This is a genomic window from Pseudomonas sp. PB103 (assembly GCF_009764635.1).
Classification (GTDB): domain Bacteria; phylum Pseudomonadota; class Gammaproteobacteria; order Pseudomonadales; family Pseudomonadaceae; genus Aquipseudomonas.
Window position 1 is genome coordinate 93,903 of record NZ_RWIL01000008.1, and the last position, 13,788, is coordinate 107,690.

The window sequence follows — 13,788 nt, forward strand, 5'->3', positions numbered from 1 at the left end:
GACGGCCTCGCGTCCTGGTGAATTGCGTTGGTCAGGGCCGGTTTTTGACCGTGGTGCCGCTGTCCAGGCCGCTTTTGGCGGCGTTCGCGACTATAGCAGCAATGATTAAGTGCTTCAATTCCATAAAAATTGTTATCATCCGCGGCATGACAACTACTGCCCCTTCGACTCCAAGCGTTCAATTGCTTGAAGTCTCGCCGGAGTATGCCGGCCAACGAATCGACAATTTCCTCCTCGCCCGGCTCAAAGGCGTGCCCAAGACCTTGATTTACCGCATTTTGCGCAAAGGCGAAGTACGCGTGAACAAAGGTCGGATCAAGCCCGAATACAAGCTGCAGGCCGGCGATATCGTGCGCGTGCCGCCCGTTCGCGTGCCTGAGCGCGAAGAACCGGTGCCACTGGCCCAAGGCTTGTTGCAGCGCCTGGAAGCCTCGATTGTCTTCGAAGACAAAGCCCTGATCGTGATCAACAAGCCCGCCGGCATTGCGGTTCACGGCGGCAGTGGCTTGAATTTCGGGGTGATCGAAGCCTTTCGTCAGTTGCGTCCTGATACCAAGGAGCTGGAGCTGGTTCACCGTCTCGACCGTGACACCTCCGGCCTGCTGATGATCGCCAAAAAGCGCAGCATGTTGCGTCACCTGCACGAGCAATTGCGCGGCGATGGCGTCGACAAACGCTACATGGCGCTGGTTCGCGGCAACTGGGCGACCTCGATCAAGAAAGTCAGCGCGCCATTGCTCAAGAGCAATCTGCGTTCCGGCGAGCGCATGGTTGAAGTCAACGAAGAAGGCAAAGAAGCCCTGACGATGTTCAAGGTGCTGCGCCGCTTCGGTGATTTCGCCACCATGGTTGAAGCCAAACCGGTTACCGGTCGTACCCATCAGATTCGCGTGCACACTTTGCATGCCGGTCATTGCATTGCTGGCGACAGCAAATATGGCGATGAAGACTTCACCAAGGAAATCCGCGATCTGGGCGGCAAGCGTCTGTTCCTGCACGCCTACATGCTGACCGTGCCGCTGCCGGACGGTGGCAAGCTGACCCTGCAAGCACCGGTCGACGAAATGTGGGCCAAGACCGTGGAGCGATTGAGTGCGCCCATCTGATTACAAGCTGCTGATTTTCGATTGGGACGGCACGCTGGCTGATTCCATCCATCGGATTGTCGAGGCGATGCACTCGGCGTCCGGTCGCTCCGGTTTCGAGTTGCGCGATGATTTCGCCGTCAAAGGCATCATCGGCCTGGGCCTGCCTGAGGCGATCCGCACCTTGTATCCCGAGATCAGCGACGCTGAAATGACCTTGTTTCGCGAGTATTACGCCGATCACTACATCGCTGCCGAAGCGGTGCCTTCGCCGTTGTTCGAAGGTGTAGTCGAGTCGATGACGTCCTTTCGTGAGCAGGGTTATCACTTGGCTGTCGCTACCGGCAAGAATCGCCGTGGCCTGGATCGAGTGCTCAAGGCCAATGGCTGGGAAGATTATTTCGATATCACCCGCGCTGCCGATGAAACTGCGAGCAAGCCGCACCCTCTGATGCTGGAGCAGATCCTCGCTCATTGCGGTGTGCGTGCCGAGCAGGCGTTGATGGTCGGCGATTCGTCGTTCGATCTGCTGATGGCGCGTAACGCGGGGATGGATTCGGTGGCGGTCAGTTATGGCGCGCAATCGATCGAATCGCTGCAACAGTTTGAGCCGCGGCTGTCGATCGACCGTTTTTCTGAATTGCACGCCTGGCTGGGGCAGCGGGCTTAATACGTTTTTGCTGGGGTGGATGGCATGACCGACGAATGGAAAGCACCGGCCAAGGCAGATGCCGACGGCGGTGACGAGAAAAGCTGGAAGCTGCTGGAGAAGACTCTCCTGGCCGGCGTGCAAGAGCAGCGCCGTTCGCGGCGGTGGGGGATTTTCTTCAAGCTGCTGACGTTTGTTTATCTGTTTGTGGCGTTGATCCTGTTCACGCCGCTGATGGACATGGAAAAGAGTGCGACCCGCAGTGATAACTACACCGCGTTGATCGATGTCACCGGGGTGATCGCCGATAAGGAGCCTGCGAGCGCCGATAACATTGTCGGCAGTCTGCGTGCCGCGTTCGAAGACAAGAAGGTCAAAGGCGTTGTCCTTCGCATCAATAGCCCGGGCGGCAGTCCGGTGCAGTCCGGTTATGTGTATGACGAGATCAAGCGTCTGCGAGGCCTGCATCCGGATATCAAGGTGTATGCCGTGATTTCCGATCTGGGTGCCTCCGGTGCCTATTACATCGCCAGTGCGGCGGATCAGATCTACGCCGACAAGGCCAGTCTGGTAGGGTCCATTGGTGTGACGGCGGCCGGTTACGGTTTTGTCGGCACCATGGACAAGCTGGGCGTAGAGCGTCGCACGTACACGTCGGGCGAGCACAAGTCGTTCCTTGATCCGTTCCAGCCGCAGAAGCCTGATGAGACGGCGTTCTGGCAAACGGTGCTGGATACCACGCACAAGCAGTTTATCAATAGCGTCAAGCAGGGTCGTGGCGATCGCTTGAAAGACAAAGAGCATCCGGAGCTGTTCTCCGGTTTGGTCTGGTCGGGCGAGCAGGCGCTGCCGCTGGGGTTGATCGATGGGCTGGGCAATGCCAGTTCGGTTGCGCGGGATGTGATTGGCGAGAAAGAGTTGGTGGATTTCACCGTTCAGGAATCGCCATTTGATCGCTTCTCGAAAAAGCTTGGTGCCAGCGTGGCTGAGCAGTTGGCGATGTGGATGGGTTTTCACGGGCCTTCGTTGCGCTGATTCGTTGTAAAGATCAAAAGATCGCAGCCTGCGGCAGCTCCTACAGGGGAATGTAAAACCCTGTAGGAGCTGCCGAAGGCTGCGATCTTTTGCTTTTAAGGAATCTGCACGCCCTCAACCAGCAACATGTCGATCAGCCGAATCAGCGGCAGGCCGATCAGGCTGGTAGCGTCAGGCCCTTCAGTGGACTGAAACAGACTCACCCCCAACCCTTCGGCCTTGAAGCTGCCAGCGCAGTCATACGGCTGCTCGATGCGCAGGTAGCGCTCAACGCGCGCCTGATCGAGCTGACGCATGTGCACGGTAAACGGCACGCAGTCGACCTGGCATTCGCCGGTCTGGCTATTCAGCAGCGCCAGGCCGGTGAGGAAGGTCACGCTGGCGCCACTGGCGGCCATCAATTGCTCGCGGGCTTTCTCGAACGTGTGCGGCTTGCCGATGATCTGTTCGCCGAGTACGGCAACCTGGTCGGAACCGATAATCAGATGAGCGGGATGGCTGTCGGCCAATGCCCGGGCTTTTTGTTCGGCGAGGCGTTTGACCAGTTCGATGGCTGACTCGCCCGGACGATGACTTTCATCGATATCCGGTGAGCTGCAGACGAACGGCAGGTGCAGGCGGGCGAGCAATTCGCGACGATAGGTCGAGCTTGAAGCGAGTAATAAAGGCAGCATTCGCGTCTCCTGAGGCAGGTGCAGATTCTAGCGGAGGCACGCAAGTGACGGACAGGGCACAATTTCCTTTGACATGGGTGGGTGCATCCCTATAATGCTGCGCCTATGTTGAATGACCCGATTCCACCTCACGTTGACCCGCGCAAATTGGCTGATCGTGGCACCACCCTTCAAGGTGAATTGCTGCTAGCCGATTTGAAGAGACTCTGCGACCCGCTTTCCGACGATGTCGGTACGGTGCAGGCGAAATTCGTTTTTGAACGAGATGAACGTAAATCTGTGGTGATCCACAGCTTTATCGACACCGAGGTCAAAATGGTTTGCCAGCGTTGTCTTGAGCTGGTCACCCTGCCGATCCACAGCGAATGCAGTTATGCTGTGGTGAAAGAGGGTGCGAATACCCAGTCGTTGCCGAAAGGTTATGACGTGCTGGAACTGGGCGAAGATCCATTGGATCTGCAGTCACTGATCGAGGAGGAGCTTCTGCTCGCCTTGCCCATTGTGCCTGCTCATCATCCGGAAGAATGCCAGCAGCCGGCGGGTCTCGATGAGCCCGAACCGAGCGAGGACGAGTCAACGCGGTCCAACCCGTTCAGTGTATTGGCGCAGTTAAAGCGTGACCCAAACGTTTAGGAGTTAATCAATTATGGCTGTTCAGCAGAACAAAAAATCCCGCTCTGCCCGTGACATGCGCCGTTCGCACGACGCTCTCGAGGCTAGCACCCTGTCTGTAGAAAAAACCACTGGTGAAGTTCACCTGCGTCACCACGTATCGCCAGAAGGCGTATACCGTGGCCGTAAAGTGATCGACAAGGGCGCTGACGAGTAATCACTTGTCCGCTCAAGTCATCGCGATTGACGCAATGGGCGGGGACTTCGGTCCCCGCAGCATTGTTCAGGCCAGCCTCGCTTGCCTGTCTGCTACGCCCTCGCTACACCTGACCCTCGTCGGTCAACCCTCCCTTCTTGAAGAACTGATCCACGGCCAATCGGCTGCTGATCGCGCGCGCCTGACGATTGTTGCGGCCAGCGAAGTCATCACCATGGATGAAAAACCGACCCAGGCCTTGCGTGGCAAGCCGGACTCATCGATGCGTGTCGCCCTGGAGCTGGTGCGTGATGGCAAGGCGCAAGCGTGTGTCAGTGCCGGCAATACCGGTGCGCTGATGGCGTTGTCGCGATTTGTGCTGAAGACGCTGCCGGGTATTGATCGCCCGGCGATGGTGGCGGCGATTCCAACGCAGAAGGGTTTTTGTCAGTTGCTCGATCTGGGCGCCAATGTCGATTGCAGTGCCGAGCATCTGCTGCAGTTTGCGGTGATGGGCTCGGTGGCAGCGCAGACGCTGGGTATCCATCGCCCGCGTGTGGCGCTGCTGAACATCGGCACTGAAGACATCAAGGGCAATCAGCAGGTCAAGCTCGCGGCGACGTTGTTGCAGGCTGCTCGTGGCATCTACTACATCGGCTTCATCGAAGGCGATGGCCTGTATCGTGGTGAGGCCGATGTTGTGGTGTGCGACGGTTTTGTCGGCAACATCCTGCTCAAGTCCAGCGAAGGCCTGGCGACAATGATCGCGGCGCGTATCGAGGCGCTGTTCAAAAAGAATCTCGCTTCCCGTGCAGTCGGTGCTTTGGCGCTGCCATTGATGAAGCGCTTGCAGGCGGATCTGGCGCCGGCGCGACATAACGGCGCAAGCTTTCTCGGCTTGCAGGGTATCGTCGTGAAAAGTCACGGTTCGGCCGGGGTGGAGGGCTTTCAGAGTGCGATTCAGCGTGCGCTGATCGAGATTCAGGAGAACTTGCCTGAGCGCCTCCACGGTCGTCTGGAGGATTTGTTGTCTTAGGCGTTTTCGTCGGACAATGCTTAAATGTGACCGCCCGGTTCAAAGGGCCATCCAACTGTCAGTTTCTTGCGTCCCCAAGCGGGGCGTCATTTTCCGACGACAAGATCATTAGGGGCTTGTTACATGTCTGCTTCCCTCGCATTCGTCTTTCCAGGACAGGGTTCGCAGTCCCTCGGCATGTTGGCCGAGCTGGGCGCGGAATATCCGTTGATCCTCGAAACATTCAAAGAAGCCTCTGAGGCTCTGGGTTATGACCTGTGGGCACTGACCCAGCAGGGGCCGGAAGAGCTGCTCAATCAAACCGATAAAACCCAACCGGCCATTCTGACCGCTTCGATCGCCCTGTGGCGTCTGTGGCTGGCGGAAGGTGGTGCGCGTCCGGCCTTCGTTGCCGGTCACAGCCTGGGTGAATACAGCGCGCTGGTTGCCGCTGGCAGCCTGACGCTGGCTGACGCGGTGAAGCTCGTTGAGCGCCGTGGTCAACTGATGCAGGAAGCGGTTCCGGCCGGGCAGGGTGGCATGGCCGCCATCCTCGGTCTGGAAGACGCTGACGTGCTGGCAGCCTGCGCCGAAGCTGCGCAAGGTGAAGTGGTCAGCGCCGTCAACTTCAACTCGCCGGGCCAGGTCGTCATCGCCGGCGCCAAGGCTGCCGTCGAGCGCGCCATTGAAGGTTGCAAGGCCCGTGGCGCCAAGCGTGCCATGCCGCTGCCGGTGAGCGTGCCTTCGCACTGCGAACTGATGCGTCCGGCCGCCGAGCGCTTTGCCGAATCCATTGCCGCCATCGACTGGCAGGCGCCGCAGATCCCGGTGGTACAGAACGTCAGCGCGCAGGTGCCGGCCGATCTGGAAACCCTCAAGCGTGATCTGCTCGAACAACTCTACAAGCCAGTGCGCTGGGTCGAGTCGGTACAGACGCTGGCCGCCAAGGGCGCGACCAATCTGGTTGAATGCGGCCCGGGCAAAGTGCTGGCCGGTCTGAACAAACGTTGCGCCGAAGGCGTGGCGACTTCCAACCTCAATACCCCAGACGCTTTCGCTGCCGCTCGTGCAGCGCAAGCCTGAATCAGGAGAAACTTGCATGAGTCTGCAAGGTAAAGTTGCACTGGTCACCGGTGCAAGCCGCGGTATCGGCCAGGCCATCGCGCTGGAATTGGGTCGTCAAGGCGCCATCGTTGTTGGCACCGCGACCTCCGCGTCGGGTGCTGAGCGCATTGCTGCGACCCTGAAGGAAAACGGTATTCAGGGCACTGGCCTTGAGCTGAACGTCACCAGCGACGAGTCCGTCAGCGCGGTGCTGGCGAGCATTCAGGAGCAGTTCGGTGCGCCAGTGGCGATCCTGGTCAATAATGCCGGTATCACCCGCGATAACCTGATGATGCGCATGAAAGACGATGAGTGGTACGACGTGATCGATACCAACTTGAACAGTCTATTCCGCCTGTCCAAGGGCGTTCTGCGCGGCATGACCAAGGCGCGTTGGGGTCGAATTATCAGTATTGGCTCGGTGGTGGGTGCCATGGGCAACGCTGGCCAAGTAAACTATGCAGCCGCCAAGGCCGGTCTGGAAGGTTTCAGCCGTGCAATGGCGCGTGAAGTCGGTTCGCGTTCGATTACGGTCAACTCGGTAACCCCAGGGTTCATCGACACCGATATGACCCGCGAACTGCCTGAAGCACAGCGTGAAGCCTTGCAGACGCAGATTCCGCTGGGTCGTCTGGGACAAGCTCAAGAGATCGCGTCTGTGGTCGCTTTTCTTGCATCCGACGGTGCGGCATACGTCACTGGGGCTACAATCCCGGTGAACGGTGGGATGTACATGTAAGTAAAATGTGACGGATTGCTTCAAAAAAATGTCATACGAGCTGTCTAAAATCCGTTATAAAGCTGCAATCTATTTATAGGCAGAGGGCCGCAGGGTTTGAGGAGTGAAGCTTTCAGTTGAAAAGCTGAAAAGTCTTTCTATACACTTACCCACTGGCCAGCTGCCTGAATTTGTCCATTAGGAGTGAAAACAAGGTATGAGCACCATCGAAGAGCGCGTCAAGAAAATCGTTGCCGAGCAACTGGGCGTTAAAGAAGAAGAAGTGGTCAACACTGCTTCCTTCGTTGAAGACCTGGGTGCCGACTCCCTTGACACCGTTGAGCTGGTGATGGCTCTGGAAGAGGAATTCGAGACCGAAATCCCTGACGAAGAAGCTGAGAAGATCACTACTGTACAAGCTGCAATCGACTACGTTACTAGCCACCAGGCGTAATAGTTTGTAATCGTTGTTTGCTGTCATGGAAAAACCGCACTGCCATCATGGCGTGCGGTTTTTTCTTTAGGCCTGATGCAAAGTCGTCGTCATTTGAAAAAGGAGAGTGCTGTGTCGCGTAGACGCGTCGTAGTCACCGGTATGGGTATGTTGTCGCCACTGGGCACGGATGTGCCGAGCAGTTGGCAGGGCATTCTGGCTGGCCGCAGTGGCATTGGTCTGATCGAACACACCGACCTTTCTGCCTATTCCACCCGCTTTGGCGGCTCGGTAAAAGGCTTCAATGTCGAGGAATACCTGTCGGTCAAGGAAGCGCGCAAGCTCGACCTGTTCATTCAGTACGGTCTCGCTGCGGGCTTTCAAGCCGTGCGCAATGCCGGGCTCGAAGTTACCGACGCCAACCGTGAACGCATTGGCGTGGCCATGGGTTCGGGCATTGGCGGTCTGACCAACATCGAAGAAACCAGCCGCACCCTGCACGAGACTGGCCCGCGCCGGATTTCTCCGTTCTTTGTGCCTGGCTCGATCATCAATATGATTTCCGGTTTCCTGTCTATCCATCTGGGTGCACAGGGACCTAACTACGCCATCGCCACCGCGTGTACCACCGGTACGCACTGCATTGGCATGGCGGCGCGCAACATCATGTACGACGAAGCCGACGTGATGATTGCCGGCGGTGCCGAAATGGCCGCGTGCGGTCTGGGCATGGGCGGCTTCGGCGCGTCCCGTGCGCTGTCGACGCGCAACGATGAGCCGACCCGCGCCAGCCGTCCGTGGGACAAGGGCCGTGACGGTTTCGTCCTGTCCGACGGTGCCGGCGCACTGGTTCTCGAAGAACTGGAGCACGCCAAGGCTCGCGGTGCGACCATCTACGCCGAGCTGATCGGCTTCGGCACCAGCGGCGATGCTTTCCACATGACTTCGCCTCCTGCCGACGGCGCCGGTGCCGCACGCTGCATCACCAATGCATTGCGCGATGCCAAGATCAACGTCGATCAAGTGCAGTACATCAACGCCCACGGCACCTCGACCCCGGCCGGCGACCTCGCCGAAGCCAATGCGCTCAAGTCGGTGTTCGGTGAGCACGCCTACAAACTGGCGGTCAGCTCGACCAAGTCGATGACCGGTCACCTGTTGGGTGCAGCGGGCGCGGTCGAAGCGATTTTCAGCGTGCTGGCGATCAACAGCCAGGTGGCACCGCCGACCATCAACCTTGAAGAGCCGGATGAAGGCTGCGATCTCGATTTCGTGCCGCACACCGCGCGCAACATGGACATCGATGTCGTACTGTCCAACTCCTTCGGTTTTGGCGGCACCAACGGCACCTTGGCGTTCCGTCGGTTCGCGGGCTGATGGACAGCTGGGTCGACGGTCAACCGGCTGACAGTCTGTCGCTGAAAGATCGCGGCCTGGCTTACGGCGATGGTCTGTTCGAGACCATCGCTGTGCATCGCGGCCAGCCGATCCTGCTGGATCGGCACCTGACGCGATTGGCCGATGGCTGTTCGCGTCTGGCCATCGCGGCCGATATCGAGCTGATTCGCCACGAGCTGCTGAGCTACGCAGCAGCGATGGGCGAGGGCGTGCTCAAGCTCATCCTCAGTCGTGGTGACGGTTTGCGCGGTTATGCGCCCGATCCGGCGGCGCCGGGCCGACGCATCCTGCAAGGCAATCCTCCTGCTGTTTATCCTGCTGCTCATGCCGAGCACGGCGTGCGCCTCTTCCCGTGCAGCACGCGTCTGGCTACGCAGCCGTTGCTCGCCGGGCTCAAACACCTCAATCGCCTTGAACAGGTTCTCGCCCGTGCCGAATGGCAGGACAGCGAGCACGCCGAAGGCTTGATGCTCGATCAGGCCGGTCGAGTGATCGAAGGGGTGTTCAGCAATGTGTTTCTGCTGCGCGACGGTGTATTGATCACCCCGGATCTGAAGCGCTGCGGCGTCGCCGGTGTGATGCGCGCCGAAATATTGTTTCAGGCCGAGTCCTTGGCCATCCCCACGCAAATCGCCGACATCAGCCTCGAACAGCTGCAATGGGCTGACGAAGTGTTTCTCTGCAACAGCGTTTATGGCGTCTGGCCGGTACGCGCCTACGCTGCACTGAGCTGGCCGGTTGGCCCGCTCACCCGTAAACTGCAAACCATTGCCCGCGCCCTACTGGATGCCTGATTCGTGAGACGTAAACTTTTGCTGCTGCTGGAAACCGGACTGGTTCTGGCAGGGCTGCTGTTGGGCGCTAGCGCCTGGAAGATTCACTCCGCGCTGGAACAGCCCCTGAACATCACGCAGGAAGAACTGCTGGATGTGCCGAAAGGCTCGACACCGACCCGTACTTTCCTTTCACTCGAAACCGATGGCGTCATCAAAGACGCGTTCTGGTTGCGGGTCTATTGGCGCTTCAATCTCGCTGGTACGCCGATCCACAGCGGTGAATACCGCATGCAGCCGGGCATGACCGTCAACGGCCTGATCGACTTGTGGAAGCGTGGCGACGTGGTGCAATACAGCCTGACGCTGGTCGAAGGCTGGAATTTCCATCAAGTGCGCGCGGCATTGGCCAAAGACGAAAAACTCACCCAGACCCTCAATGGTTTGAGTGACAGCGACGTCATGGCGAAGATCGGTCATAAAGGTCTGTTCCCGGAAGGCCGCTTTTTCCCTGACACTTACCGCTTCGTGCGCGGCATGTCCGACGCCGAGTTGCTGAAGAAAGCCTTCGAGCGTCTCGACGAAGTGTTGGCCAATGAATGGGAAAAACGTTCGGCCGATGCGCCGTACAGCGAGCCGTATCAAGCGTTGATCATGGCCTCGCTGGTCGAGAAAGAAACCGGCGTGCCGCAGGAACGCGGGCAGATCGCGGGTGTGTTCGTGCGCCGGATGGCGTTGGGGATGCAATTGCAGACCGATCCGACGGTCATTTATGGCCTCGGCGATCGCTATACCGGCAAACTCACACGCGCGCATTTGAAAGAGCCGACGGCGTATAACACTTACGTGATTCCCGGCTTGCCGCCGACGCCGATTGCGATGGTCGGGCGTGAAGCGATTCACGCGGCGCTGAACCCCGTGGAAGGCTCCAGCCTGTACTTTGTCGCACGCGGCGACGGCAGCCATGTGTTCTCCGACGATCTTGATGCGCACAACAGTGCGGTGCGTGAATTCCAGCTCAAGCGCCGCGCAGATTATCGTTCGAGCCCGGCCCCGACGGCGACGCCTGAAGCTGCTGCGCCTGCCGAGGAAACGATTCCTGCGGCTTCACCCGATACGGCGCCGGAGGCGTTGCCGCAAGTTCCCGCCGAGGAACCTGCGCCGACCCCGGCCCCGGAAGCCGCTGCTCCACAAAACGCGCAATGACTTTGATTAAGGACTGCCTGTGACTGGCTTGTTTATTACCCTGGAAGGCCCGGAAGGTGCCGGCAAAAGCACCAACCGCGAATACCTCGCCGAGCGCCTGCGCGCCGCCGGTATTGAGGTGGTGCTGACCCGTGAGCCCGGCGGTACGCCACTGGCCGAGCGGATTCGCGAAGTGTTGCTGGCACCGGCCGACGAAGTCATGACCCCGGACGCCGAGCTGCTGTTGGTGTTTGCCGCGCGCGCTCAGCACCTGGCCGAAGTGATCCGCCCGGCACTGGCCCGTGGCGCGGTGGTGTTGTGTGATCGCTTCACCGATTCGACGTATGCCTATCAGGGCGGCGGTCGCGGTTTGTCGCTGGAGCGTATCGCCACGCTGGAAACTTTTGTCCAGGGCGATCTGCGACCTGACCTGACGCTGATTTTCGATCTGCCGGTGGAAATTGGCCTGGCCCGCGCCAGCGCTCGTGGCCGTCTGGATCGTTTCGAGCTGGAAGGCCGGGCGTTTTTCGAGGCGGTGCGCAATGCGTTTCTCAAGCGCGCTGAAGCCGACCCTGCGCGCTATGTGCGCATCGATGCCGGTCAGCCGTTAGCCAAAGTTCAACAATCGCTGGATACCTTGCTGCCGAACTTGCTGGAGCTGGCCCGTGGCTGAGGCCTATCCATGGCAGGACAGCCTCTGGCAGCAACTGGCCGGCCGCAAGCAGCACGCGCACGCCTATCTGCTGCATGGCCCCGCCGGGATCGGCAAGCGCGCGCTGGCCGAGCGCTTGATGGCGAGCCTGCTGTGTCAGCGTCCGACGCCAGAAGCGTGCGGCGAGTGCAAATCCTGCCTGCTGCTCAGGGCCGGTAGTCATCCCGATAATTACATCCTCGAACCGGAAGAAGCCGACAAAGCCATCAAGGTCGACCAAGTGCGTGATCTGGTCAGTTTCGTGGTGCAGACCGCGCAACTGGGCGGGCGCAAAGTGGTGTTGATCGAGCCGGTCGAGGCGATGAACATCAACGCCGCCAACGCCTTGCTGAAAAGCCTTGAAGAACCGTCCGGCGATACTGTGTTGCTGTTGGTCAGCCATCAGACCAGCCGTTTGCTGCCGACGATCAAAAGCCGTTGCGTGCAGCAGGCTTGTCCGCTGCCGGGCGAAGCGATGAGCTTGCAATGGCTGGCTCAGGCGTTGCCGGATTGCTCTGAAGAAGAACGTGTCGAACTGCTGACGCTGGCGGCCGGTTCGCCGTTGATGGCAATCAGTCTGCAATCCCAGGGCGTGCGTGAACAGCGCGCGCAAGTGGTCGAAGGCGTGAAGAAGTTGCTCAAGCAGCAGCAATCGCCGACGCAACTGGCTGAAGAATGGAAAAGCATTCCGATGCTGCGCCTGTTCGACTGGTTCTGCGACTGGTCGAGCCTGATTCTGCGTTATCAATTGACGCAGGATGAAGCAGGCCTCGGCCTGACCGATATGCGTAAAGTCGTGCAGTACCTGGCGCAGAAAAGTGCGCAGGGCAAAGTCCTCGAGATTCAGGACTGGATCCTCGCGCAGCGGCAGAAAGTCATGAGCAAGGCCAACCTCAATCCGGCGCTGTTGCTGGAAGCGTTGTTGGTGCAATGGGCGGGATTGCCTGGCCAAAGATAACAATGTGTACCTAGACTCTGAACATCAGCAGTGGAGGTCAACATGAATGAACCCGTCAGCCCGGGGCCGCGCAACGGCATTTTGTCCCTGACGATCAAGGACAAATCGGTGCTTTACGCCGCCTACATGCCATTCATCAAGAACGGTGGCTTGTTCATCCCGACCAACAAGAGCTACAAGTTGGGCGACGAGGTGTTCATGCTGCTCAACCTGATGGACGAAGCCGAGAAGATTCCGGTGGCCGGCAAGGTCAGCTGGATCACGCCCAAAGGGGCGCAAGGCAATCGCGCCGCCGGTGTCGGCGTGCAGTTCAATGATGGCGACAACACCGCGCGCAGTCGCATCGAAACCCATCTGGCCGGAGCCCTGAAGTCCGACCGTCCCACTCATACGATGTAAGTAGCCGTCCTTTTTATGCTCGTAGATTCCCATTGTCACCTCGATCGCCTCGACCTCGCCGCCCATGATGGCTCGCTGGATGCCGCACTCGATGCAGCCCGGCAGCGCGGGGTAGGGCACTTTCTGTGCATCGGCGTCAGTGCCGACAACGCCGCCGACGTCAAAGCCCTCGCTGAACGTTACGACGACGTTGATTGCTCGGTTGGCGTGCACCCGCTGGATGTACAACCGGGCGCGGCGCCGGCGCTGGACTGGTTGCTGCACGAACTCAACCACCCGAAAGTAGTGGCGATCGGTGAAACCGGTCTGGACTATCACTACGAGCCGGAAGCCGCTGAACTGCAGCAAGAGTCGTTTCGTCTGCACCTGCAAGCGGCGCAGCAGACTGGCAAACCGGTGATTATCCATACCCGTGGCGCGCGCGCCGACACCCTCGAACTGCTGCGCGAAGCGGCGTTGCCGCAGGCCGGTGTGCTGCATTGCTTCACCGAAGACTGGGACATGGCCAAAGCTGCTTTGGACATGGGTTATTACATCTCCCTGTCGGGGATTGTCACCTTTCGCAATGCCGATGCGCTGCGCGATGTCGCAAGCAAGGTCCCGGCCGATCGACTGCTGGTGGAAACCGATTCGCCGTATCTGGCGCCGATCCCGTATCGCGGCAAGCCAAACCTGCCGCAGTATGTGCGTGAAGTGGCGGAATTCCTCGCGATGTTGCGCGGTGAGAATTACGAGTGCTTTGCCGAACAGACCACCGAGAACTTCAAGCGCCTGTTCCCGCTGGCCTCCGTCAAATCTGCCCTGTAGGAGCTGCCGCAGGCTGCGATCTTTTGATCTTAAAAAAGCCAGATCAAAAGATCGCA

At 59.2% G+C, this 13,788-nt stretch carries 17 protein-coding genes; 16 read left to right on the top strand and 1 reads right to left on the bottom strand.

The window, feature by feature from the left end:
* Positions 1–146: 146 nt before the first annotated feature.
* From rluC to sppA, 3 genes are read left to right on the top strand one after another with little or no spacing between them, the layout of a single operon-like run.
* Complete coding sequence (rluC, locus tag EJA70_RS01755) at positions 147–1,106, top strand: 23S rRNA pseudouridine(955/2504/2580) synthase RluC (protein WP_158829212.1); 960 nt, start codon at positions 147–149, stop codon at positions 1,104–1,106.
* The gene (locus EJA70_RS01760) at positions 1,093–1,755 is read left to right on the top strand and encodes an HAD-IA family hydrolase (RefSeq protein WP_158829214.1); all 663 of its coding nucleotides are present in this window, start codon (positions 1,093–1,095) and stop codon (positions 1,753–1,755) included. The genes rluC and EJA70_RS01760 overlap by 14 nt, the downstream gene beginning before the upstream one ends.
* A 24-nt stretch (positions 1,756–1,779) precedes the next feature.
* Positions 1,780–2,769 (top strand): signal peptide peptidase SppA, encoded by a 990-nt coding sequence (gene sppA / locus EJA70_RS01765; RefSeq protein WP_158829216.1) that lies wholly within the window; start codon positions 1,780–1,782, stop codon positions 2,767–2,769.
* A 95-nt stretch (positions 2,770–2,864) separates the two neighbouring features.
* Here the strand turns inward: sppA and EJA70_RS01770 are convergent, their stop codons facing one another.
* Positions 2,865–3,443: a nucleoside triphosphate pyrophosphatase gene (locus EJA70_RS01770; protein WP_158829218.1), complete on the bottom strand. Its 579-nt coding sequence runs from the start codon at positions 3,441–3,443 to the stop codon at positions 2,865–2,867.
* A gap of 105 nt (positions 3,444–3,548) precedes the next feature.
* Between EJA70_RS01770 and EJA70_RS01775 the strand changes: the two genes are divergently transcribed.
* The 13 genes from EJA70_RS01775 (at position 3,549) to EJA70_RS01835 (ending at position 13,732) form a co-directional block, all read left to right on the top strand.
* Positions 3,549–4,076 carry a YceD family protein gene (locus tag EJA70_RS01775; RefSeq protein ID WP_008086273.1) on the top strand — a complete coding sequence of 176 codons (528 nt, stop codon included), beginning with the start codon at positions 3,549–3,551 and terminating at the stop codon, positions 4,074–4,076.
* Positions 4,077–4,089: 13 nt separating this feature from the next.
* Positions 4,090–4,272 (top strand): 50S ribosomal protein L32, encoded by a 183-nt coding sequence (rpmF, locus tag EJA70_RS01780; RefSeq protein WP_003179396.1) that lies wholly within the window; start codon positions 4,090–4,092, stop codon positions 4,270–4,272.
* 4 nt (positions 4,273–4,276) lie between these two features.
* Positions 4,277–5,287, top strand: coding sequence for a phosphate acyltransferase PlsX (gene plsX / locus EJA70_RS01785; RefSeq protein ID WP_158829220.1), 1,011 nt, complete (start codon positions 4,277–4,279; stop codon positions 5,285–5,287).
* A gap of 123 nt (positions 5,288–5,410) precedes the next feature.
* Complete coding sequence (fabD, locus tag EJA70_RS01790) at positions 5,411–6,349, top strand: ACP S-malonyltransferase (protein ID WP_034155355.1); 939 nt, start codon at positions 5,411–5,413, stop codon at positions 6,347–6,349.
* Positions 6,350–6,365: 16 nt separating this feature from the next.
* On the top strand, positions 6,366–7,109 hold the full coding sequence (gene fabG / locus EJA70_RS01795) for a 3-oxoacyl-ACP reductase FabG (RefSeq protein ID WP_008086267.1): 744 nt from the start codon (positions 6,366–6,368) through the stop codon (positions 7,107–7,109).
* 196 nt (positions 7,110–7,305) lie between these two features.
* Positions 7,306–7,542, top strand: coding sequence for an acyl carrier protein (acpP, locus tag EJA70_RS01800; protein WP_003175607.1), 237 nt, complete (start codon positions 7,306–7,308; stop codon positions 7,540–7,542).
* 111 nt (positions 7,543–7,653) lie between these two features.
* Positions 7,654–8,898, top strand: a complete 1,245-nt coding sequence (fabF, locus tag EJA70_RS01805) for a beta-ketoacyl-ACP synthase II (RefSeq protein WP_008086266.1) — start codon at positions 7,654–7,656, stop codon at positions 8,896–8,898.
* Positions 8,898–9,713 carry an aminodeoxychorismate lyase gene (gene pabC, locus EJA70_RS01810; protein ID WP_158829222.1) on the top strand — a complete coding sequence of 272 codons (816 nt, stop codon included), beginning with the start codon at positions 8,898–8,900 and terminating at the stop codon, positions 9,711–9,713. Before fabF ends, pabC begins: the two co-directional genes overlap by 1 nt.
* Positions 9,714–9,716: 3 nt before the next feature.
* Positions 9,717–10,898, top strand: coding sequence for an endolytic transglycosylase MltG (gene mltG, locus EJA70_RS01815; protein WP_008086264.1), 1,182 nt, complete (start codon positions 9,717–9,719; stop codon positions 10,896–10,898).
* 19 nt (positions 10,899–10,917) lie between these two features.
* Positions 10,918–11,550: a dTMP kinase gene (tmk, locus tag EJA70_RS01820; protein ID WP_008086263.1), complete on the top strand. Its 633-nt coding sequence runs from the start codon at positions 10,918–10,920 to the stop codon at positions 11,548–11,550.
* Positions 11,543–12,526: a DNA polymerase III subunit delta' gene (locus EJA70_RS01825; RefSeq protein ID WP_158829224.1), complete on the top strand. Its 984-nt coding sequence runs from the start codon at positions 11,543–11,545 to the stop codon at positions 12,524–12,526. Before tmk ends, EJA70_RS01825 begins: the two co-directional genes overlap by 8 nt.
* A gap of 42 nt (positions 12,527–12,568) precedes the next feature.
* Positions 12,569–12,925, top strand: coding sequence for a PilZ domain-containing protein (locus EJA70_RS01830; protein ID WP_158829226.1), 357 nt, complete (start codon positions 12,569–12,571; stop codon positions 12,923–12,925).
* Positions 12,926–12,940: 15 nt separating this feature from the next.
* The gene (locus EJA70_RS01835; RefSeq protein ID WP_158829228.1) at positions 12,941–13,732 is read left to right on the top strand and encodes a TatD family hydrolase; all 792 of its coding nucleotides are present in this window, start codon (positions 12,941–12,943) and stop codon (positions 13,730–13,732) included.
* The last annotated feature ends 56 nt before the right edge of the window (positions 13,733–13,788 follow it).

Excerpts from the sequence above, each read along its gene's own strand:
- rluC (WP_158829212.1), top strand. The coding sequence starts at position 147 with ATGACAACTACTGCCCCTTCGACTCCAAGCGTTCAATTGCTTGAAGTC.
- sppA (WP_158829216.1), top strand. The coding sequence starts at position 1,780 with ATGACCGACGAATGGAAAGCACCGGCCAAGGCAGATGCCGACGGCGGT.
- EJA70_RS01770 (WP_158829218.1), bottom strand. The coding sequence starts at position 3,443 with ATGCTGCCTTTATTACTCGCTTCAAGCTCGACCTATCGTCGCGAATTG.
- EJA70_RS01775 (WP_008086273.1), top strand. The coding sequence starts at position 3,549 with ATGTTGAATGACCCGATTCCACCTCACGTTGACCCGCGCAAATTGGCT.
- rpmF (WP_003179396.1), top strand. The coding sequence starts at position 4,090 with ATGGCTGTTCAGCAGAACAAAAAATCCCGCTCTGCCCGTGACATGCGC.
- fabD (WP_034155355.1), top strand. The coding sequence starts at position 5,411 with ATGTCTGCTTCCCTCGCATTCGTCTTTCCAGGACAGGGTTCGCAGTCC.
- fabG (WP_008086267.1), top strand. The coding sequence starts at position 6,366 with ATGAGTCTGCAAGGTAAAGTTGCACTGGTCACCGGTGCAAGCCGCGGT.
- acpP (WP_003175607.1), top strand. The coding sequence starts at position 7,306 with ATGAGCACCATCGAAGAGCGCGTCAAGAAAATCGTTGCCGAGCAACTG.
- pabC (WP_158829222.1), top strand. The coding sequence starts at position 8,898 with ATGGACAGCTGGGTCGACGGTCAACCGGCTGACAGTCTGTCGCTGAAA.
- EJA70_RS01830 (WP_158829226.1), top strand. The coding sequence starts at position 12,569 with ATGAATGAACCCGTCAGCCCGGGGCCGCGCAACGGCATTTTGTCCCTG.
- EJA70_RS01835 (WP_158829228.1), top strand. The coding sequence starts at position 12,941 with ATGCTCGTAGATTCCCATTGTCACCTCGATCGCCTCGACCTCGCCGCC.